A 22,553-nucleotide genomic window follows, 5' to 3' on the forward strand; every position below is an offset into this window, starting at 1 on the left:
GAGAAAAAAAAGGGCTACTTTTGCCGCATTATTATAGAATGAAAGAATTATGACTCAAAGGAAAGTTAGAGTCCGGTTTGCACCGAGTCCCACAGGGGCCTTGCATATCGGAGGCGTTCGTACAGCTTTATACAATTATCTGTTTGCCAAACAGAATGGTGGAGATCTGATTCTCCGTATCGAAGATACCGACTCCCAGCGTTTCGTTCCCGGAGCGGAAGCCTATATTATAGAAGCACTTACCTGGTTGGGAATCAAGTTCGACGAAGGTGTCGGCTTCGGAGGCGAATACGGCCCTTACCGTCAGAGTGAACGCAGAGATATTTACAAGAAGTATGTCGATCAGTTGTTGGATGCCGGCCACGCTTATATCGCATTCGACACCCCCGAAGAACTGGAAGCCAAGCGGAAGGAAATTCCCAATTTCCAGTATGACGCATCCACCCGCATGCAGATGCGCAACTCGCTCACTCTTTCCGAGGAAGAGGTGAAATCCTTGATTGATGCCGGCAACCAGTATGTGGTCCGCGTCAAGATCGAACCGGATGAAAACATCCATGTGAACGACCTGATCCGTGGCGAAGTGATTATCAACTCTTCTATCCTGGATGATAAAGTCTTATATAAATCGGCCGACCAGTTGCCCACTTACCACCTGGCCAATATCGTGGACGACCATTTGATGGAAGTGACGCATGTGATCCGGGGTGAAGAATGGTTGCCGAGCGCCCCGCTTCATGTACTGTTGTACCGTTATTTCGGATGGGAAGATACGATGCCCCGGTTCGCACATTTGGCTTTGCTCCTGAAACCTGAAGGAAACGGCAAGTTGAGCAAGCGTGACGGCGACCGTCTGGGTTTCCCGGTCTTCCCGTTGGAATGGCATGACCCGAAGAGCGGCGAAGTTTCTTCAGGCTATCGCGAAAGCGGTTACCTGCCCGAAGCAGTTGTCAATTTCCTGGCCTTGTTGGGATGGAATCCGGGGAATGACCAGGAAGTGATGAGCATGGACGAACTGATCCGTAGCTTCGACCTGGGCCGTTGCAGCAAGAGCGGGGCCAAGTTCGATTATGAAAAGGGAAAATGGTTCAACCATCATTATATCCAGGCGATGGACAATAAGGAAGCGGCCGCCCTCTTTATGCCGATCCTCGAAAGCCACGGCGTGAAAGCCGATCCGGCATACGTGGAGAAGGTCGTAGCCATGATGAAAGACCGAGCCACCTTTATCAAGGACCTGTGGGATCTCTGCTCGTTCTTCTTCATCGCTCCGACGGAATATGACGAAAAGACGCGCAAAAAACGCTGGAAGGAAGACAGTGCCGTCCAACTTGCCGAACTGGTCGAAGTGCTTCGCACACGTGAACCGTTCGATATCGAAGGTACGGAAGAAGAGGTAAAAGCCTGGATCGAAAGCAAAGGCTACCATTTGGGAAATATCATGAATGCGACCCGCCTGGCTCTTGTCGGCGAAGGTAAAGGCCCGCATATCTTTGATATAACGGAAGCGTTGGGTAAAGAAGAATCTATTCGCCGTATCCAGCGAGCGATAGAGCAGTTGAAAGGTGACAGTTGAAAGGTGACAGTGAAAATACTGACGCGAAGCAACTTTCAACTTTTAACTTTCAATTTTTAACTTATGTACAGCATACTCATACATTTCTATGCCTTTATTGTCGCCCTGATTTCTCCTTTCCACCGGAAGGCGCGTCTGATGCGTTTTGGCCAGTGGAAGACGAATAGTATTTTGCGTGAGAAGATAGACCGGAACGCGAAGTACATCTGGTTTCATGCTTCTTCGTTGGGAGAGTTTGAGCAGGGACGTCCTATGATCGAAAAGATCAAGGCGCAATATCCGGGATATAAGATATTGCTTACTTTCTTTTCTCCCTCAGGCTATGAAGTGCGGAAAAACTATAACGGGGCGGATGTTATCTGCTATCTGCCTTTCGATACGCCTTACCGGGTAAAGAAGTTCCTGAATTTGGCGAATCCAGCTATGGCTGTTTTCATCAAGTATGAGTTTTGGGGAAACTATTTGCATGAGTTGAAGAAGCGGGGAATCCCGGTCTATATCATTTCGGCGATCTTCCGTCCCGACCAGTTGTTCTTTCAATGGTTCGGAGCTCCTTACCGGAAGATGCTGCACTGCTTTACGCATTTGTTCGTGCAGGACGGCCGTTCGAAGGAACTGCTTGAACAATATGGAATCCATGACGTGACGGTTTACGGCGATACTCGTTTCGACCGGGTGTTGGATGTGCGTAACCAGGCTCGTGAACTACCGAGCGTTGAACGTTTTGTCGCCGGTGGAGCGGGAGAAAAGCAACTGACCCTGATTGCCGGAAGTTCCTGGCCGCAGGATGAAGATATTCTGATTCCTTATTTCAATGAACATCCGGAAATAAAACTGATTATAGCTCCTCACGAGATACACCGGGAGCATCTGATGTATATCGAATCGTTGCTGAAACGCCCGTCTGTCCGCCTCTCCGATGTGATGCAGGATCAGAGCCTGCTCGAAGGGAAAGATTGCCTGATCGTGGATAGCTTCGGATTGCTGTCTTCTATTTACCGGTATGGGACGATCGCCTATATCGGAGGTGGTTTCGGAACCGGCATCCATAATACGCTGGAGGCGGCGGTTTACGGTATTCCGGTATTGTTCGGCCCCCGGTTCCAGAAGTTCAAGGAGGCCCGTGACCTGATCAAGGTGGGCGGAGGATTCTCGGTCTCTTCAAAGGATGAGTTCAACAATAAGATGGACGAACTGCTGACCTATCGCGAAGTACTGGATGCCGCCGGCGAGAGTGCCGGACTGTTTGTGAGCGGTAATGCAGGGGTGACGGATCAGATATTAAAGGAACTGCCGCTATAACACTGAACCAAATGTACCATGAAACATAAACTATCCGCCATCAGTGCGCTTTTGTTGTTCGCGTTAACCGGACAAGCCCAGCATAAAGAGTGGGAGGACCAGCGCATAAACCAGATCAACCGGGAACCGATCCATGCCCATTTCGTGCCTTATGCATCCGAAAGGGCCGCTTTGCAGAAAGACGCGACGCTTGAACGCCGCGAGTCGCTGAACGGAACGTGGAAGTTTCATTTCGCGGGGAACCCGGCTTCCCGCCCCGCCTCGTTCTACGAAGAAAGCTTCGATGTCTCCGGCTGGAAAGATATCGAAGTGCCGGGCAGTTGGGAACTTCAGGGTTTCGACGCGCCGATCTATACGGACACGCGCTATCCTTTCCCCGCCAATCCCCCTTATGTGCCGCAGGATTATAATCCGGTAGGCTCGTACGTGACGACCTTCACCGTTCCGGAACATTTCAAGGGGAAGGATGTGTTGCTCCACTTCGGAGGAGTCGAATCCGCTTACTATTGCTGGGTGAACGGCCGGTTTGTGGGCTATAGCGAAGATAGCCGCCTGCCGTCCGAATACCTGATCAATAAATACCTGAAACCCGGCGAGAACCGGCTGGCGGTGGAAGTCTACCGTTATAGCGACGGTTCCTATCTGGAAGGGCAGGACTATTGGAAATATAGCGGGATCGAAAGGAATGTGATGCTGATAGCCCGTCCGAAGTCCCGTATCAAAGACTTCGAGATCCGTGCCGATCTGGAGAACCAATATAAGGATGGGACGCTCGATATCAACTTTACGATGGATAGCCGCTCATTGGCGAAAGGCACATCCGTAGGGTTAAAGGTGCTGGATGGCACTAAAGAGTTGGCTTCCGGCCGCCTTACCGTTAGGCATGCGGCAGACACTTTGTTGTCTTTCTCTGAGATCTTTCCGGATGTTAAACGCTGGACGGCGGAGACGCCCAATCTTTATACCTTAGTAGTCAATACCCTGGACAGCAAAGGGAAGGTGACGGAATCGTTCACCCAGCGTTTCGGTTTCCGGAAGGTGGAGATGAAGAACGGCATGTTGTTGGTCAACGGCACGCCTATCCTGGTCAAAGGAGTGAACCGGCACGAACACGATATGCACCGCGGCCGTACCGTCTCGGTGGAGAGCATGGTCGAAGATATCCGGCTGATGAAGCAATTCAACATCAACGCCGTCCGTTGTTGCCACTATCCGAATTATGAGGAGTGGTATGATCTCTGTAATGAATACGGCATCTACTTAGTTGACGAGGCGAACATCGAATCGCACGGCATGGAAGCCCATCCGGACGGTACGCTCGCCAATATGGACGGTTGGGAAATACCGTTTATGGAGCGGATGGAACGGATGGTGGAACGGGATAAGAACGTGACCGCCATCATCACCTGGAGCCTTGGCAACGAGTCCGGCTACGGGAAACATTTCGAGACCATCTACCATTGGGCCAAACAACGCGACGCGAGCCGCCCCGTCCAGTATGAAGGAGGCGGCGTGAAGGGATTGTCCGATATTTATTGCCCGATGTACGGCCGTATCTGGCTGCTCCGCCAATGGGCGAACCAGCGCCAGGAGCGTCCGCTGATCCTTTGCGAGTATGCACATGCGATGGGGAACAGTGTCGGCAACCTCGGCGACTACTGGGAGCTGATCTATAAATACGATAACCTGCAAGGCGGCTTTATCTGGGATTGGGTAGACCAGACGTTTGCCATCAAAGACCAGAAAGGAAAAGATATCTGGGCATACGGCGGCGATATGGGATTTGTCGGCATTGTCAACGATTCCAACTTCTGTGCCAATGGCTTAGTGGCGGCCGACCGCACCCTGCATCCGCACATCTATGAAGTGAAAAAGATCTATCAGTATATGCACTTCGAAGGTGTCCCCTTCTCGCCGGACCAGGTGAAGGTCACGAACCGCCACGATTTCCTCTCTTCCGATGTCTATGATTACAGTTGGAAGGTTAAGGCGGATGGACAGACCTTGCACGAAGGCAAACTCGATGTCCCGGTGATCGCGCCTCATGCCTCGGTTGTCGTCACGTTGCCCCTCCCGGCTATCGAAGGCAAACCCGGAACGGAGTATTTCCTGCATCTTTCCGCTTGCACGAAGGAGGCGTCCCCCTTGGTTCCCAAAGGGCATTTGGCTGCATCCGAGCAATGGCAACTTCCTCGTCGACCCCTTAAGGAGTCGGCAAAAGAGATTCCAAACCGACCCTTTAAGGAGTTGGCAAAAGTGGATGAGACACCGGACGGTTATACGGTGACCGCCTCTTCCTCCGTTCTTACCTTTTCCCGGAAGACGGGAGAGATTACCAGTTTGAAGGTGAAAGGAAAAGAATACCTGCAAGCCGGCCCTCGCCCGAATTTCTGGCGTCCGCTGACCGATAACGATGTGGCGAACGGCATGTTGAAACGTTGTGGAACGTGGAAGCAGGCGGGAAACGAATTGCAATTGACGGATATGTCTGCAGAGACGCACGGGGGAACGGTGACGATCTGTGCCTCCTATACGATGCCGGCGCAGGAATCGGCTTGCTCCGTTACCTACGTCGTCTATCCCGATGGAGCCGTCCAAACGACTTTGAGCTTTACGCCGGGCGATAAGGCCTTGCCGGAAATGCCCCGCTTCGGCATGCGGATGATTCTGAATGGCGAATACGACCGGATGACCTGGTTCGGCCGCGGCCCGCACGAAAACTATTGGGACCGCAAATCAGCGGCCGACATCGACCTGTATGAATCGACCGTTTGGGAACAATATCACCCGTATGTCCGCGCCCAGGAAACGGCGAATAAGACGGATGTCCGCTGGGTGGCGCTCCGGAATGCTTCAGGCGAGGGTTTGCTGGTCAAATCGCTGGGCGAACCCTTAGGTGTCAGCGCCTGGAATTTCCCGATCGAAGACCTCTATTATATCCCCTCCATGACGAAGCACATTCATGGCGGCAGCATCGAAAAGAAAGATATGGTCTGGCTGAACATCGACAACCGGCAGATGGGTGTCGGTGGCGACAATACCTGGGGCGCCCAAACCCATCCGGAATATACGATTACGCCTGTTGCCCGTGAATATTCGTTCTGGATGATTCCGGTCGACGGAGAGACGGATTCGGACTTCGCTAACTTTTGATATACTTTGATTGTCAATGAGTAAAAGGGTGAAGGTTCTTTGGCTGTTAGCCTTCACCATCTAATAGTCTTACAGTTAAAATGTTATATTTGCGGGTGTAGGCTATTCGGGGATTTTTGGGAAAACATTTATTATGTTTTAGGTCTGTCTTTATATTTGGAAAGCCTGTTCGCAAGAAAAACAAGAAATAATCACTTTTGTTTGCCCGTATAGTTTCTTCTCTCTATATTTGTGTCCGTACACTTGCATAGTGTTGCAAGTCCCTGCATTTTATTGATTACGAGAAGCGTTTAAAGATATTATCCGGATATTGAAACTTCGACACTTTCAGACCAGAGGATAATAGACAACTGAACGCTCACGTACCTTCCTTGTTATATATATTCATGCCTGGCATGGGTATGTCTTCAAGAATAGAAGGGCGTGGGCTGTTGTTTATATCACTGGTCGGGCAGTCGAAGGCCTCAATATCGGGTATATCAACAGTTCCTACGCCTCTTTTTATGAAAAAATCATCCGGTTCGGGAATTGCCGGATAATTTAATTCTTTATTATTATGAACAAAACGAAAACGTTTAAAAGGCTGCATCTGCCCATGTTAGTCTTTTTGTTTTGTGTGTGCACGACCGCGCTTTCCTATGCCCAGCATATGGTTTCCGGCGTTGTCAAGGATGTGACCGGTGAACCTGTCATCGGTGCGAACGTAGTCGAGAAGGGGACTACGAATGGTTCCATTACCGACATCGACGGTAAATTCTCTTTTTCCATCTCTCAACCGGCTGTTACGTTGTCCGTTTCCTACATCGGTTATCAGCCGCAAGATTATGCTTACAAAGGACAGGGGAGTGTGATTATCACTTTGAAAGAGGACTTGCAAAATCTGGACGAAGTCGTGGTTGTCGGTTATGGTGTGGCCAAGAAGCGGGACTTGACCGGTTCGGTTGCCTCCGTAAAGGGGGAGAAATTGAAGGAGACTGCTTCGCTGAGTGCCGTACAAGCGATGCAGGGGAGAGCAGCGGGTGTAACGATTATACAGACAAGTGCGAAACCTGGTGAAGAGGCGAGCATACGTGTTCGTGGAAACCGTTCGTTGAAGGCGACAAACGAACCGTTGTATGTTGTTGACGGTATTCCGATTGTTGTCGGATTGAACGAGTTGAGTCCTTCGGATATCGAATCGATCGAGGTATTGAAAGATGCTTCCGCAACGGCCATCTACGGTTCGCGTGGAGCTAATGGCGTGATCCTGGTGACAACTAAAAAAGGAAAAGAAGGAAGAGTCCAGATTGATTATAACGGTTATGTGGGTGTACAACAAGCTGCCCGTAAAATAGAAATGTTCGATGGGGCGGAATGGGTCGAACTGGTGCGTGAAGCAAACCGGGCGACATCGAAGACTACTCCGTATCCATTGGTTCCGACATTGGACTGGGATAAGAAAATCGGTTACTTCAATGCTGATCCGAATGTGATCGGGAAGATAGAACAAGCCTATGACGAAGCCGGGAATTGGTGTCCCGAACGTTTGCCTTACAATAGCTGGACAGATGAGGCGTTGCGGGTGGCTCCGATCCATAACCACGAAGTCAGTGTGCGAGGCGGAACGGAAAAATTGAAGATGCTGGCTTCCGCGACTTATTTCGGACAGGACGGAATTGTGAAAGGACAGGATTACCGCCGTTATTCGGTCCGTGTCAATTTTGACTGGACGCTGAACAGGTTTGTCAAAGTCGGTGGTTCGACTTCTTTTTCCCATGTCGATAGAAATAACGGAAGTAACTTGTATAGTGATGTGAAAAACGTTTATCCTTTGGCTGATATCTATGATACGGACGGTCGTTTGATTACTTCCCGTCCGGGAAACGATCCCCAGCTTTGGAATCAGTTCTTGAATTTGGACAATATGAAGAAGGAGATAAAGAAAGATCGCTTCCTGGGAAGTTATTATCTGGATGTTACGCTTCCGTTCGATATTAAATACCGTTCGAATGTCGGTATCGACATAGGTCCCTGGTACGGCAACGAGTTCTACGGGGCGTTGAGTTCGGACCGTTCCGGCAGTCCGGCGCGTGCTGTCAATGCTCGTGATAACCGCCGTATGTACACGTGGGAAAACCTGTTGTTCTATAACAAGACCTTCAAAAAAGATCATACCCTGGGCTTGACTTTCCTGCAATCCATCCAGCAGGAAACATACGAGAAGTCGGAAATCAAGGTGAAAGACTTGCCTTATGAGAACCAGACTTGGAACAATGTCGGTTCGGCCCAGACGATCGAGTCCGTATCGAGCGATTATCAGCGTTGGAATCTGGCTTCTTTCATGGGACGTGTGAATTACAATTACAAAGACCGCTATCTGTTGACGGTGTCTGCCCGCTACGACGGTTCTTCTCGTCTGGCTCCGGGGCATAAATGGGTGTTGTTTCCCTCTGCTGCCCTTGCATGGCGCGTCAAGGAGGAATCGTTCCTGAAAGATGTCGACTGTCTGAGCAATTTGAAGCTCCGCTTGGGTTGGGGTATAACCGGCAACACGGCTATCGATCCTTATAAGACACAAGGTAGCCTTGAGTACGGGCGTTACAGCTATGGTTCGAACGGTGTGCTGGCCTTCTATCAGAAGGAGATGCCGAATCCGAACTTGTCATGGGAAAAGACCGAGCAATGGAATGCCGGTATCGATTTCGGTTTTTTGAATGGCCGGATAGGAGGTAGCGTGGATCTCTATCTTCAAAATACGAATGACCTCTTGATGGATCGCCAGTTGCCGATTGTTTCCGGTTTCGGTAATGTGACGACCAATATAGGACAGATCCGTAACAAAGGTCTGGAAGTAACCTTAAATACGGTCAATATCGATACGAAAGATTTCAAGTGGACGACCGACTTCATGTTCTCCGTCAACAAGGAGGAGATCGTGGAACTCTATAACGGGAAAGTCGACGACGAAGGAAATAAATGGTTTATCGGCCAGCCTGTGAAAGTGTTCTATGATTATAAGGCCGACGGTATCTGGCAACTGGAAGATGCAGCCGAACTCGAAAAGTGGGGAGGCGTGTTTAAGCCTGGCGATATCAAGATTGTCGACCGAAATGGCGACTATAAGATCACATCCGAAGACCGCTTTATTCTCGGTCATGAGAATCCGACCGTGACGTTGAGCATGAGTAATTATTTTAATTATAAAGATTTTGATTTCAGTTTCTTCTTGAATGGTGCTTTCGGGCAGACGAAATCTTTTGATAGGGGATGGAGTTTGAACGGACGTTATAATGGTGCGAAAGTGAACTACTGGCGTATTATCGGCGAAGATGAAAACGGCAATCCGATCAGTAACCGCAGTAACGAAGCTCCGCGTCCGAATATCGATTATGAGAATCCGAACTACATTTCTTCCCTTTACAAGGAAGACGCTTCATTCTTGAGAATCGGCCAGGTGACATTGGGCTATACCTTGCCGAAGACATTGTTGCAGAATGTCGGTATCCAGAAGTTGCGTGTATATGCAACCGTACAGAATGCGCATGTCTTTACGGGCTATTCAGGCACGGACCCGGAAAGTGGCGGTGACTTCAATGAACCGATGCCGAGGACGTATCTGTTTGGTGTGAACCTGAGCTTTTGATAAAAACTAACATGATAAATAGACGATAGTATGAAAAATATAATAAAATATGGTTTGCTGTCTTTAGTGGCAGCGGCCGGCGTGTCGTGTGAATCTTTCCTGAATGAAAAGGTGGTCAGCGGTGTGTCTTATGATTATCTGGAAACAAAGACCGGTATAGAAACTGCCGTGAACGGTGTCTATTCGACCATGCGCTGGTATGTCGGTGGCGAGCGTTATTATTGCCTGACCGAGTATGGCGTGGATTATGTCTGGGAAGGGGCCGATGGCGGTAATAAGGATGCTTTCAATAAATACAGCAATCAGTTGAACTCTTCTTTCGGCATGTTGTATGAATTTTGGGAAAATGCCTATAAAGGTATTACGCGTGCCAATACGGCATTGATGTATCTGCCGAAAGTGGGAGATATGACCGATGCTGAGAAAACGGCACGTGAAGGTGAACTTCGTTTCATGCGTGCTTATTTCTATTTTGACCTCGTCCAGCAGTTCGGACGCATTCCGTTGTTGAGCGAAGGGAATGTTTCGCAGATCATAACCGATTTCCCGCGGGCGTCGGTTGCCGACTTGTATGCCTTTATCATTAGCGACCTGCGTTATTCGTTCGATGTTCTGCCCGATGTCGCCATGCAGGCGGATCGTGGCCGTGCAACCAAATGGGCGGCAGCTAACTTGCTTTCGAAAGTCTACCTGACAAGGGGCAGTGCCGTGAAAGATCAGCGTGGACAGAAACCGACCGACATGGACAGTACCGCCTATTTTGCCGAGGCTGTCATCAACTCCGGAAAGTTCGCTCTGGAACCAGACTATTCGTTGACGATCGACCAGGACAGGCAAAAGGTTTCGTCCGAGACGATCTGGGGGGTCGAGTTTACAAACGACGTATTGTTTAACGGTGCGGAAGGAAATAAGATGCACCTGTATTGGGTTCCGACTTATGAAAAATTGCCGGGAATGGAACGTGATCTACAGCAGGGACGTGCCTGGAAACGTGTAAAGCCGACTCCTTATTTACAAACGGAGTTGTTCGACCATCTGAATGATTCCCGCATGTATAAGATGTTCAGTTGGGTGTTCTATGCCAATAAGGAATCGTCTATTCCCGTTTGGCAGGATAGATATTACTATGTGGATGAGAACGGCAAGACGACGGATGATTTGTTATATGAAACTCCGGCGGAACTGGTGGGTAAGCCTAAGTTCGCTTTGGGAGATACGGCTGTCTACTTTATCCCGAAATACTATGGAGCGAAAGATTATAAAGGTGCTGTGATCGACAAAGCGAAAGACCGCCAGATGCAATTGGACATCGCAAAGGCGCCTTATACATTGATTCCGATCGATGAAAACACGAACCACTTTTTCCCTTGCCTGAAGAAATGGCTTGATGCCCAACGTCCGGATATGAACTACGAGCAGGGAGGGCGTAACTTTGTCCGTATGCGCTTAGGTGAGACTTATCTGATAGCTGCTGAAGCTTATGGCAGAAAGGGTGATTTCGAGAAAGCGGCTTCGCTGATCAACGTTGTCCGTAAACGTGCTGCCTATAAGGAAGGAGAAGCCAAACCGCAGGAGTGGTGGCAGATAGATGGTGGCAATGTGGCTAATCTGACCGGTTCTACTGAAAAGTCGATGCTGGTGACTCCGGCAGAGATCAGTGACGATTTTATCGGCTTTATGCTGGATGAACGTGCCCGTGAAACATATGGCGAGATGAACCGCTGGGAAGACTTGGTACGTACGGAAACGTTGTACGAGCGTGTGAAGAAGTTTAACCCGGATGCCGCTCCGAACATACGGGAATATCACAAACTCCGCCCGATCCCGCAGAATCATATCGACCGTCTGTCTCCGAAGCCGTCTGCTGAAGAGGCGCAGAATGAAGGATATTATTAATAGTTGAAAGTTGAAAGTGGAGAGTTGAAAGTGAAAAGTTGAAATAGCAACAAAAACTTTCAACTTTCAACTCTCCACTTTCAACTCTTTTTTACTCTTCTTCAGCAAACATCGGATCCCAAGCCGGCAGGCGGGTCGGTGTTTGCTTCAGTACATCCTTGACCTTATTGGTGATGTATTTCTTGTCGACAACTAAGCGGAACATGTATTCGTCGAACCATTCGTCCGTCATGATCAGGTGTCCGTTGTTGGCTCCCGGTCCCCAACTGTTTTCCACCATCCATTTTTTAGGCTGGCCGTTGGCATCGAGGTCTACCGCCATCAAGGTCATGGCGTGGGAAGAACCGCTGGCAAAGGTTTGGATGCGTTGCTTCTTGTCCATACCGAAAGTCGTGCCCATCAGCGAACCGTAATCATAATAGTTTACATCCAATACACCCCGGCCACGGTCGAAGAATTTGCCTACATCACAAGAGAAATACATCATGGTGCTGTCTTTGATAGAAGCGATCGCCATTTCCTTGATATCTTTTATCGGAAGGTTGACGTATGTCCAGTTCTTGCCGTCATACGCATGGCGGTCAAAGTCGATCTCATATAATTTATAGTAGTCGCGGCTCGGATCGTTCATCAGCATGACATAGTTGTTCTTCAAATCTTCGCCTACGAATTCCTGATAGAACGATTGCGGGGTGTATTCTTTAGTCTCGACCGGTTTGCCGTTGGCATCCTTACGCGTCCAGGTGAATTTCGTAGGCGGTTCTCCGAGGTTGAGGACCAGCATACGATAAATTTCGCCTAACATCTCGGTTTTGCGTTTTGCCAACGCTTCCGGTTCCGATCCTTTGGCGTCGCGTAAAGCCAGACCGTATTCTTTCAGTTTCAGGCCGATCAGGTTGGACATACGGCTGGTATTGTCGCTGCTATAGGTTTCGACCATGACACTGGAAGGAACGATGCCGTATTTCATCAGGTTGTCGGAGATACCGGTGAACTGTCCGCCGTCTCCGATCGGATTCTTGAACAGCCATTCCACCATCTTGTCGTCGATCGGCTTTTCCCGTGTGTCGATGATCCCTTGCAGGAAAAGGTTTGCCTTCTCAAGCTGGTCCCAGAAGAAGTTATAGTTTTGCGAGAGTTCGAATTCCGGCAGGTTATACTTGGCGATGACTTGTGCACGTATCACGTTCAGCCCTGTAAACAACCAGCAACGGCCGGATGATTTCTGGTTCGTGATGCCTTTACTGTTCACCTTGTCGGAAAAGTAGGTGTCGAAGTTGTTTTTACTATCGTTGTCGATAGCCAGTTTGTTGATGTCGTTGCCCGCGATCGCGTTGTGAATGGCTTTGTCGGCTGGCGTTCCTTTGTAGGCTTGCTTGATTTCCTGCAACATCCCGGACGTGATACCGCCTTCCTGCCTGCCCTGCCCGTAAGCCGATAACGATAGCCCGAATGCGAGGGCTGTTATCCACAGATTGTTTTTTCTCATGATATAATTTGTTTAGTTTTTAAGTGTTCTGTCACAAAAGTAGTTTAATTTCTTTACATGCAGGTGTCTGACGGTCAATTAAGCTCCTTTGTCCGGATCATGCCGGAACAAGGATGATTGAAATAATTATATTTTTGATTGAATAATATTAATCTTACAATGAATAATATTTATTATTTCTTGCATATTTATGAATTATTGAATACTTTTGTTGTAAAGTAATCTTTTAGTCCGGTATAAACAATAATAAGAAAGAAGCCTATGAACAACGAGATCAAAAGAAGACTGCCCTTGCGGTGTCCGGCTTGTGACGCGCCTCTGAAAGTGGGCCGGATGTTTTGTGGACAATGCGATACGGAGGTGTGCGGTACGTTTGAACTGCCTGTACTGGCAAAACTGACGGATAAGGAACAGCAGTTTGTAATCGACTTCATCAAGTCCAGCGGCAGCCTGAAGGATATGGCGAAGAGTATGGGAGTCAGTTATCCGACTGTCCGGAATATCTTAGACGATCTGATTGATAAACTGAATAAAATCGAATAGCTTATGAACAAACAACATCTTTATGGATTGATTAATCCTTTTGAACGGATTGCAGGCTTGGAAGCATTGCTTTGGGGACTGGCTGGAATGGGGGTATCGACAGCTCTTTCTTATTATTCCGGCTGGCATTATCACGGGTTGCTACATTTTGGTCCGGCTCCGAATCCGGCCTGGTGGTGCTATGCGGTAGAGCACCTTGCCGTTTGGCTGATTCCGGCTGTTATGTTTTATCTGGGAGGACTGTTGCTTTCCCGTTCACGCATACGGATGGTCGATGTGTTGGGGACGGTCGTTTTCGCACAATTGCCGTTGATCGTCATGAACCTTTTCAACTTCTTGCCGCCTATGCAGAAGCTCGCACAGATAGACGTGAACATGTCTCCGGCAGAGATCATGCAACAGCCCGGATTTATCGTCGGGATGTGGTTGTCGCTCGTCGCTTTCGTGTTTATGATCTGGACTTTGGTCTGGATGTTCCAGGCATTGAAAGTGTCCTGTAACCTGAAAGGCTACAGGTTGGGAATCCTCTACTGCGTGGGGATCTTCGGCGGAGACATGCTTTGCCGCTATCTGATAAAATGGCTGTGCTATTGATGGAACAGCAGGTTACGTAGTCCGGCAATATCTTCTACGATATAGTCTGCCCCGGCTTGCGACAACTCTTCCCGGTCACCGTAGCCGTAGAGTACGCCGATCGAATCGAGTTTGTTTTCTTTGGCTCCGATGATATCATGTTTGCGGTCGCCGATCATGACGACTGATGAATGGTCCGTCAGGTTATTGCTTTCCAATACATGGCGGATCACATCTCCTTTTGTATAGAAGGAACCGTCCAGGCCGCTGCCCGCTACGAAGGTGAAGTACCGGGCGATGTCGAAATAGTCCAGGATGCGTTTGGCAAAGACTGTTGGCTTGGATGTCGCCAGCATCAGGATGCGTCCCTGCAGGGTTGCCTCTTCTAAAAAGTCTTTCATGCCGTCATACAGTTTGTTCTCATAAATGCCGGTGTCGGCAAAACGTTCCCGGTACTTTTCTGTAGCCTCTTTGGCCTGTTCGTCCGTGAAATGATAGAAATCCCGGAACGAGTCCAGGAGGGGGGGGCCGATAAAAGGACATAACTCACGGAGGTCGTTTACCTGTATGCCGAAATGGTTCAATGCATATTCGACGCATCGGGTGATGCCGATCTTCGGATCGGTAATCGTACCGTCCAGATCCAGCAGGATGTATTTGTATTCTTTCATTTGCAATTGTGTTGTTTACCCTGTTCCATGATATCCAGTGCTGCTGCCAACCAGGTATCGATATCGTCCGGATAGTGTTGTGCCGTCCGTGTCTTGCTGCGTTTGTGGCCGAGGCGGACAACAACGGCGTTTTTGTCGGGGATGATGAAGACGTACTGTCCGAGTATTCCCCGCATGTATGGGATATCCATACCTTTGTAGTTCAGATGCCAGAACTGGAAGCCATAACAGCGGTTCGTTTCATTATATTCCTTGAAGAGAAGAGTCGTGTCGGGCGTGGTCGCTTCTTTCAGATAACTTTCGGAGATCAGTTGCCTGCCGTCCCAACTCCCGTTATTCAGGATGAGTTGTCCGAAACGGGCAAAATCGCGGGCGTTGCTGTTGAAGCAGCAATATCCCTTTTCCATGCCTTCCTTTTTGTCCAGGCTCCATAAGGCGTTTTCTTCGGCCTGCAAAGGCGTCCAGAGCTTACGGGAGACATAGGAACTGATGTTTTCTCCCGTCGCTTTTTCAACCAGAAACGCGAGAAGCTGCGTCACCCCGCTTTGATAGATGAAGTTTACACCAGGCTCGGCGATTTCTCTCATGCCGAAAGCGATCTTATGCAGATCGTTTCCGTAGTAAAGCTGTGTAGTGGGAGAGAAAGGAGAGGAATAAGCCTCCTGGAAATCGACTCCCGCACTCATCGTCAGCAGATGGCGGATGGTGAGCGGTTTTCCGTTATATCCGTCGAATTCGGGGAAAAAGTCGTTGACCGGCTGGTCGACGTCCCGGATCACCCCGTCGTCTATGGCGCATCCGACGGCCAGAGAAACAATGCTTTTGGCCATTGAAAACGAGTTGCTGTGCGATTTCGGCGAATAATCTTCCCAATACTGTTCGAAAAGCAGCATGCTGTCTTGTATGACAACATAGGCGACTGTCTCTAAGTCATTGAATACCGGAAGATATTTTTCCGGTATCGAGCAAGTGTTATAAGCTTCCGCTTGTAGCCATGGAGCAGGATCGCCTGCTTTGACGATCCGGTTCTCGAAGATCGGGTACTGGTCGATCTTGGGCAGGAAATGGGTGAGTGCCCTACGCAGGTAATAGTTGGAGGGCAATGCCAGAAAACCTCCTATACAGCAGGCAACCAAAAGCATTGCCCATCCAATCCTTTTCATCTATTTTTCTTCTTTATACCAGGATGAGTACATGTGATAGTTCTTGGCTATCTTCTGATTGATCTCCTTCGCCTGCTCCGGGTCTACCTTCTTTACGAACTTGGCCGGTACTCCGGCGTAGATGCTTCCCGGCTCGACGATGGTCTTGCTCAACACGACCGATCCGGCAGCGACTATCGCTCCTTCACCGATCACGGCATGGTCCAGTACGACCGAACCCATCCCGATCAGGGCACCATTGCATATCTTTGCCCCGTGGATCGTGACATTGTGGCCGACCGAAACGTCGTCGCCGATCTCAATCGTCGATTTCTCGTATAAGGTGTGAAGGACGGAGCCGTCCTGTATATTCACCCCGTTGCCGATCCGGATGGAGTTTACATCGCCTCGCAGCACGGTCCCGAACCAGATACTGCAACCTTCGCCTATCTCGACATCGCCGATAATGGTGGCGTTGTCTGCTAAAAACGTGTCTTTACCTATCTTGGGAGTAAAGCCTCTTACTGATTTTATTAAAGCCATAATTATTTAGTTAAATTTCAGCCGTTTTCTCTTTTAGCCAAGCCTTCTCTTCTTCGTTCAAATGCGGGCTTACCAAGTCGTACACCATCTGGTGGTATTTGTTCAGCCAGGCATGTTCGCGTACGGAGAGCATGGACGGAATAACCAGCTTCGTATCGATGTAACATAAAGTCAATGTCTCGAAACCGAGGAACTTCCCGAATTCCGTTTCACTGTCTTCCCGGATCAGGATCATATTTTCAGTACGGATGCCATATTCGCCGGGACGGTACATGGCCGGTTCGTCACTCATCACCATGCCTGGTTCCAGGATTACCGGATTTTCTTCCATGCGGATGCTTTGCGGCCCTTCATGTACGTTCAGGCAATGGCCGATGCCGTGGCAGGTTCCGTGCAGATAGTTGATGCCGGCATCCCACAAGGCTTTGCGGGCGAAAGCGTCGATCAGGCAACCCCGTATGCCTGCGGGAAATTTGCATTTGGCAATTCCGATCGTGCCTTTCAGGGTGCGGGTAAAGTCCTTCTTCATCTGCTCGCTTGGCTCGTCGCAAAGGGCGATCGTACGGGTGATGTCGGTCGTTCCGTCTAAATATTGGGCTCCGGAGTCGAGCAGGTACAAACTGTCCGTTTTCAGTTCCGTATCCGTTTCGGGCGTAGGGGAATAGTGCACGACTGCCCCGTGAGGACCGTAGCTGGATATGCTGGCAAAGCTGTCCATGACATATTGAGGTTGTTCGGCGCGCAGAGCCGTCAACTTGGCGGCGGCACTCAATTCCGTCACTTTTTCTCCGGCTTTAAGCATCTTTTCCAGCCAAAAATAGAATTTGGTCATAGCGATACCGTCTTTCAGGACAGCGTTGCGGAACCCTTTTATCTCTGTCTCGTTTTTGATACTTTTCAGGTGGTTGGCGGGCGAGATTCCTTCTACCAAGATGCTGCTTTCGGGCAATGCATTGTAGATGGCCACGTTTGTCCGTTTACTGTCGATGAATACCCGTGTCCGTTCTGGCAGCCGTGACAGGAAGGTTGCCAGCATGCCGTAATCGGCCAGTGTCACTCCTTCTTTCTTTAGATGTTCTGCTATTTCGGCAGGGAGCTTCTTCGGATTCACGAACAGTACGCTTTCCTTCTCGGAAACGAATGCGTAACTGATGACGACCGGATTATAGGCAACGTCCGTTCCCCTGATATTAAAGGTCCAGGCCACTTCGTCCAATGCGGAGAGGATGGTGCAGTCGGCTCCTGCCTTATGCAACATTTTGTTGATATCGAGTAGTTTGTCTTCGACTGATTTCCCGCTGAGTTCGACCGGCATTTCAAACATAGGAGCTTCAGGGATGGCGGGACGTTCTTTCCAGATCGGATCGATCAGCGAAGCGTTTGTATTCAGTTTGATCTCTTTTTCTGCCAGCGACTTTTCCAGTGTGCGGGCATCTGCCAGGCTGTATGTCTCGCCGTTCAGTCCGACTGTCTGTCCCTCTTCCAATTCGTGTGCTAAGAACTCCGGGATTGTCGGGGTTTCGGGCAACATCATTTTGAAAAGCTCGATACCTGTCCCTTCCAATTGGGTGGAGGCTTGCAGGAAATAGCGTGAGTCGGTCCAAAGCCCGGCTTTATCGGCTGTGATTACAACTGTTCCGGCCGAACCAGTAAATCCGGAAATCCATTCGCGGTATTTCCAGCAGTCGGCAGGATATTCACTCATGTGAGGGTCGGAAGTCGGAATGATATAAGCATCGATTTTATGCTGCTTCATTGCTTCCCTCAGGGCGGCAATGCGTTCGGAAATGTTTGTTTTCATCGCATTTTGTTTTATGTCAACATTACTATTGGCAAAGTTATTAAATTTCTTCGGACAACAGAAAAACTTAACCGGTATTATTTGATACAACGGTCGGTATTATTTTGCATATTAATAGTAATCGTATTGTTGGCTGATAATTATCAATATCAAATTAGTCACCGGGTAAATAGCGGTATCCGGTGCTTGAAATTATTGCATACAGCCTAATAAATTATTAAATGTAACGCATTGGCTACTGTATAAATACTTATATTTGCGTCATTCATATTAAAAATAGAGAAGCCATGAAGAAGTTGATTGTTTTTACCTGTTTGTTGAGCTTGCTTTTCAGTTTAAACGCTTGTTCTTCCTATTATTACTCGATGTTGAGTTCCGATAAAGGAATTGTGGGAGTAAACGAGTATAATGATTTTGTGCAGGAAAATGACAGTGTTCGTATCATCTATAATTTTTATGGAGAAGATGCTCCGGTGAGAATTACGGTTTTTAATAAGCTGGATGAGCCGATGTATATAGATTGGCAGCGGTCTTCCCTGATCATAGGGGACAAAGCGGTTAGCTATTATAAGGAAGTGATGCCGGTTCAGGGAGATGTTGAGTCCTATTCTTCTTCTACCCGGCAATATGGATCGGTCAGCAGTTATTCTCGCGGTTCTTTTATCGGGGAAGTGCAAATGTCGAAAGGAATAGAATTTATTCCGCCCCGATCGAAGATCGAAGCTTCTACCTTGTGTCTGGGACGTGATTTTCTGGATGATATCCCGTACGGGGCTTTTACGAAACGTCCTTTTGTAAAGGCTAATGGTTGCCGGACAAACTTGAAGGTGATGGAGTTTAATGTAAGGAACAGCCCATTGTATTTCAGGAGTTATCTGACAATTTATACGGGTATGGAAGAGCATAAATCTGTTTATGAGTCTTCTTTTTATATTTCAGAACTGGTCGATGCCGGAAAGATGTCTCCTTCAGGATTCCGGATCGGGCAGGATCAGGCGGGAAACTTTTCTTATTATTGCAACCGTCGTGGAATGAACACGGGCTGGATTATAGGATATGCTGCTGCGGGTATTGCTGTGGTTACCTCCATGATTCTCATTTTCACCCACAAGCCATCCATGGAGATGCCGAGTCATTTTTGATAAGTAAATACTAAAGATGAATACGAATATAACCGATTTAAAGACAGTCCGTCTGAGTCAAGATGGCAGTGCTGTGATTATTTTGGATCAGACTCGCTTGCCGGGGAGCGAAGTTTATATTTCTCTTTTTTCAGCAGAAGACGTTTGGGATGCTATATATAAATTAAAGGTACGCGGGGCGCCTGCTATCGGAATAGCAGCGGCCTATGGTATTTATATTTGTAGTCGGCTGATTGCGGCGGATACTTACGATGTTTTTTACAGGGAGTTCCTCCGGGTAAAGGATTATCTGGCCTCTTCCCGCCCGACTGCGGTCAACTTGATTGCCGCTTTGAACCGGATGGAAAAAGTCGTGACCACCCATGCGGAGGGTTCTGTCCCGGAAATAGTACAACTGCTGCGTGCCGAATCAGAGGCGATCCGGACGGAAGATGCGGCAGCTTGCCGCAGGATAGGGGAAAATTGCTTGTCTTTGCTACGTCCGGGAATGGGAATCCTGACACATTGCAATGCCGGCCATTTGGCGGTATCGGAATATGGGACGGCTCTGGCTCCGGTTTATTTGGGCGAAGAACGCGGATATGGATTTAAGGTGTTTGCCGATGAAACGCGCCCGCTGTTGCAAGGAGCGCGCCTGACGGCCTACGAATTGCAGAAGGCAGGCGTGGATGTCACCCTGATTTGTGACAATATGGCATCGGCCGTCATGCGAAAAGGTTGGGTGCAGGCTGTCGTGGTCGGTTGCGACCGGGTGGCGGCAAATGGCGATACGGCTAATAAGATCGGGACTTCGGGAGTGGCAATCCTGGCTCGTCACTACGGGATTCCTTTTTATGTGTTGGGTCCGACATCCACCATCGATCTGAATTGTCCGGATGGCGAATCTATCGAGATCGAAGAACGGCATCCCGAAGAAATTACGGATATGTGGTACGCTTCACGGATGGCCCCCGAAGGGGTGAAAGCCTATAACCCGGCTTTTGATGTGACTCCTCATGACTTGATAACTGCGATTATAACCGAAAAAGGGATTGCTTATCCACCTTTCCGTATGGAGGATTTATGAAAAATATTTACGGAAAGTTTTGCTAATACCGAAACAATCAGTAATTTTGCTGCCCAATTTGTGGATATAGTAATTAAACAATATAATAAATTAAATTATGATCGTAGTTCCATTAAAAGAAGGCGAAAACATTGAAAAAGCGCTGAAGAAATTCAAAAGAAAGTTTGAAAAAACAGGTGTAGTAAAAGAATTGAGAAACCGTCAGGCTTTCGAAAAACCCTCTGTATCAAAGAGAAAACAAACTATGCGTGCTGTTTACGTTCAGCAATTACAGCAGGTAGAAGAATAAAAATACAAAATCTATCTGCCAGGCTTGTTTTATTGGATTCTTATTCCTATTTTCGTTGCATAAAAGTTGATGCAACGTGAATGTGCAGATTGATTCATTTTTAGATTATCTTCGGTATGAGCGGAATTATTCCGAATATACGATTGATGCTTATTCCAACGATTTGCAGCAATTCGAAGATTTTGTAAAAGAGAAGAAGGAAGGCATATTTGTGCCGGAGGAAGTTGATACGGATATTGTACGGAATTGGATTATGTCCCTGTTGGATAACAAGATTTCGCCCGTGTCTGTCAACCGGAAATTGAGTTCTTTGAAATCTTTTTTTAAATTCCTTATGAAGCAGGGATTTGTTTCTGTAAACCCGTTACGGTTTGTGACCGGTCCGAAAACAAAGAAGCCGTTACCTACTTTTGTAAAAGAGAAGGACATGGAAGAGTTGTTGGATGGAGACGGGTTTGGTGAGGATTTTGAAGGGGTGAGGGATCGCCTGATACTTGAAATGCTTTATGATACCGGAATGAGGCGCTCGGAGTTGGTCGGTTTGCAAGATACCGATATAGACTACGATGCCATGCAGGTCAAGGTGACAGGTAAGCGTAACAAGCAGCGGTTGATTCCTTTTGCAGAAAGATTAAAAAACTTGATGCTTGCATACACTGAAGTTCGAAATCGTGAAGTTGGCGCAGGAAGCGGATGGTTCTTTGTTCGTAAGAACGGAGAACAGTTGTCCACGGATATTCTTTATACGGTAGTAAAAAAGAAACTTTCGGACATTCCTACATTGGCGAAATGCAGTCCCCACGTATTAAGACATTCGTTTGCAACAAGTATGTTGAATAATGGAGCGGAGTTGAACGCCGTGAAAGAGTTACTCGGACACAGCAGTCTGGCTTCCACCAGCATTTACACACATACAACCTTTGAGGAATTAAAAAAAGTGTATCATGCTCATCCAAGAGCACAAAAAGAAGGAGGTTTATTATGAACATTAGAATTCAAGCAATCCATTTTGATGCAACTGATCAATTAGAAGCGTTTATTCAGAAGAAAGTGGCTAAGTTGGAACAGTATTTCGACGGCATTATATCGGCAGAAGTTAGTTTAAAGGTTGTAAAACCAGAATCTGCAAAGAATAAAGAAGCTGCTATTCGGTTGATTATTAAAAACGGAGATTGTTTTGCCGAAAAGGTAAATGATACCTTTGAAGAATCAATTGACGAATGCGTAGAAGCATTGGAGAAACAGTTAGTTAAATTCAAAGAAAAAATCAGAGCCAAATAAAAAAACGGTAGATAAATTTGGTATATAAGAAATAATGCCTAAATTTGCAGCCGTTTCGCCTTGGTGACGAAATGGCTGCTTTTTGAAGCAGGTATGCCTCTTTAGCTCAGTTGGCCAGAGCACGTGATTTGTAATCTCGGGGTCGTTGGTTCGAATCCGACAAGAGGCTCAAAATAGTTGATAGTGGAAAGTTGACAGTTGACAGTTTATGTCACTTTCCAGTTTTATCTGTCAACTATCAATTTTCAACTGTCAACTTATTGGGCAGTTACCAGAGTGGCCAAATGGGGCTGACTGTAACTCAGCTGTCTTTCGACTTCGGTGGTTCGAATCCATCACTGCCCACAAAATAAAACAATTTATAAAAGAATTGGTTTATTTGAAATTGCGGAAGTAGCTCAGTTGATAGAGCATTAGCCTTCCAAGCTGAGGGTCGCGGGTTTGAGTCCCGTCTTCCGCTCTTA

17 protein-coding genes and 3 tRNA genes are annotated in these 22,553 nt (G+C 48.0%); 15 read left to right on the top strand and 5 right to left on the bottom strand.

The genetic code is table 11. The annotated features are described in order from the left end of the window. Nucleotides 1-49 precede the first annotated feature (49 nt). The 5 genes from gltX (at nucleotide 50) to H8S65_RS05775 (ending at nucleotide 11,549) form a co-directional block, all read left to right on the top strand. Nucleotides 50-1,576 (top strand): glutamate--tRNA ligase, encoded by a 1,527-nt coding sequence (gene gltX, locus H8S65_RS05755; RefSeq protein ID WP_186929061.1) that lies wholly within the window; start codon nucleotides 50-52, stop codon nucleotides 1,574-1,576. Nucleotides 1,577-1,639: 63 nt separating this feature from the next. Next, nucleotides 1,640-2,878, top strand: a complete 1,239-nt coding sequence (locus tag H8S65_RS05760; protein ID WP_186929062.1) for a 3-deoxy-D-manno-octulosonic acid transferase — start codon at nucleotides 1,640-1,642, stop codon at nucleotides 2,876-2,878. 18 nt (nucleotides 2,879-2,896) lie between these two features. Continuing rightward, complete coding sequence (lacZ, locus tag H8S65_RS05765; RefSeq protein WP_186929063.1) at nucleotides 2,897-6,031, top strand: beta-galactosidase, LacZ type; 3,135 nt, start codon at nucleotides 2,897-2,899, stop codon at nucleotides 6,029-6,031. Between the two features lie 556 nt (nucleotides 6,032-6,587). Then, on the top strand, nucleotides 6,588-9,653 hold the full coding sequence (locus H8S65_RS05770) for a SusC/RagA family TonB-linked outer membrane protein (RefSeq protein WP_255489046.1): 3,066 nt from the start codon (nucleotides 6,588-6,590) through the stop codon (nucleotides 9,651-9,653). 30 nt (nucleotides 9,654-9,683) lie between these two features. Beyond that, on the top strand, nucleotides 9,684-11,549 hold the full coding sequence (locus tag H8S65_RS05775; RefSeq protein ID WP_186929064.1) for a RagB/SusD family nutrient uptake outer membrane protein: 1,866 nt from the start codon (nucleotides 9,684-9,686) through the stop codon (nucleotides 11,547-11,549). Nucleotides 11,550-11,640: 91 nt separating this feature from the next. Here the strand turns inward: H8S65_RS05775 and H8S65_RS05780 are convergent, their stop codons facing one another. Next, nucleotides 11,641-13,038, bottom strand: a complete 1,398-nt coding sequence (locus H8S65_RS05780; protein WP_186929065.1) for a C1 family peptidase — start codon at nucleotides 13,036-13,038, stop codon at nucleotides 11,641-11,643. Nucleotides 13,039-13,299: 261 nt separating this feature from the next. Between H8S65_RS05780 and H8S65_RS05785 the strand changes: the two genes are divergently transcribed. Together H8S65_RS05785 and H8S65_RS05790 are read left to right on the top strand one after the other, a co-directional pair. Continuing rightward, nucleotides 13,300-13,581: a DUF2089 family protein gene (locus tag H8S65_RS05785; protein ID WP_186929066.1), complete on the top strand. Its 282-nt coding sequence runs from the start codon at nucleotides 13,300-13,302 to the stop codon at nucleotides 13,579-13,581. Between the two features lie 3 nt (nucleotides 13,582-13,584). After that, nucleotides 13,585-14,175: a YIP1 family protein gene (locus H8S65_RS05790; RefSeq protein WP_186929067.1), complete on the top strand. Its 591-nt coding sequence runs from the start codon at nucleotides 13,585-13,587 to the stop codon at nucleotides 14,173-14,175. Here the strand turns inward: H8S65_RS05790 and H8S65_RS05795 are convergent. From H8S65_RS05795 to H8S65_RS05810, 4 genes are read right to left on the bottom strand one after another with little or no spacing between them, the layout of a single operon-like run. Further along, entirely contained in the window at nucleotides 14,169-14,825 is a 657-nt protein-coding gene (locus tag H8S65_RS05795) for an HAD family hydrolase (protein ID WP_186929068.1), read from the bottom strand. The genes H8S65_RS05790 and H8S65_RS05795 overlap by 7 nt on opposite strands. Beyond that, nucleotides 14,822-15,988: a serine hydrolase domain-containing protein gene (locus tag H8S65_RS05800; protein WP_186929069.1), complete on the bottom strand. Its 1,167-nt coding sequence runs from the start codon at nucleotides 15,986-15,988 to the stop codon at nucleotides 14,822-14,824. Before H8S65_RS05800 ends, H8S65_RS05795 begins: the two co-directional genes overlap by 4 nt. Further along, nucleotides 15,989-16,510, bottom strand: coding sequence for a gamma carbonic anhydrase family protein (locus H8S65_RS05805; RefSeq protein WP_186929070.1), 522 nt, complete (start codon nucleotides 16,508-16,510; stop codon nucleotides 15,989-15,991). Nucleotides 16,511-16,520: 10 nt separating this feature from the next. After that, nucleotides 16,521-18,311, bottom strand: a complete 1,791-nt coding sequence (locus tag H8S65_RS05810; protein WP_186929071.1) for an aminopeptidase P family protein — start codon at nucleotides 18,309-18,311, stop codon at nucleotides 16,521-16,523. Nucleotides 18,312-18,598: 287 nt separating this feature from the next. On the opposite strand from H8S65_RS05810, the gene H8S65_RS05815 reads away from it, so the two are divergent. The 8 genes from H8S65_RS05815 (at nucleotide 18,599) to H8S65_RS05850 (ending at nucleotide 22,549) form a co-directional block, all read left to right on the top strand. Next, entirely contained in the window at nucleotides 18,599-19,453 is an 855-nt protein-coding gene (locus H8S65_RS05815) for a hypothetical protein (RefSeq protein ID WP_186929072.1), read from the top strand. Between the two features lie 16 nt (nucleotides 19,454-19,469). After that, nucleotides 19,470-20,519, top strand: coding sequence for an S-methyl-5-thioribose-1-phosphate isomerase (gene mtnA / locus H8S65_RS05820; protein ID WP_186929073.1), 1,050 nt, complete (start codon nucleotides 19,470-19,472; stop codon nucleotides 20,517-20,519). Nucleotides 20,520-20,616: 97 nt separating this feature from the next. Continuing rightward, entirely contained in the window at nucleotides 20,617-20,808 is a 192-nt protein-coding gene (gene rpsU, locus H8S65_RS05825; protein WP_186929074.1) for a 30S ribosomal protein S21, read from the top strand. An 82-nt stretch (nucleotides 20,809-20,890) separates the two neighbouring features. Then, nucleotides 20,891-21,793, top strand: a complete 903-nt coding sequence (locus H8S65_RS05830) for a tyrosine recombinase XerC (protein ID WP_186929158.1) — start codon at nucleotides 20,891-20,893, stop codon at nucleotides 21,791-21,793. Further along, on the top strand, nucleotides 21,790-22,089 hold the full coding sequence (gene hpf / locus H8S65_RS05835) for a ribosome hibernation-promoting factor, HPF/YfiA family (RefSeq protein WP_005637140.1): 300 nt from the start codon (nucleotides 21,790-21,792) through the stop codon (nucleotides 22,087-22,089). Before H8S65_RS05830 ends, hpf begins: the two co-directional genes overlap by 4 nt. 95 nt (nucleotides 22,090-22,184) lie before the next feature. Then, nucleotides 22,185-22,258: transfer RNA gene (locus H8S65_RS05840), tRNA-Thr, on the top strand. 93 nt (nucleotides 22,259-22,351) lie between these two features. Then, nucleotides 22,352-22,434 (top strand) — tRNA-Tyr (locus tag H8S65_RS05845). A 42-nt stretch (nucleotides 22,435-22,476) separates the two neighbouring features. After that, nucleotides 22,477-22,549 (top strand) — tRNA-Gly (locus H8S65_RS05850). Nucleotides 22,550-22,553: the final 4 nt, after the last annotated feature.

Source organism: Parabacteroides hominis, assembly GCF_014287585.1.
In the GTDB taxonomy this organism is placed as follows: domain Bacteria; phylum Bacteroidota; class Bacteroidia; order Bacteroidales; family Tannerellaceae; genus Parabacteroides; species Parabacteroides hominis.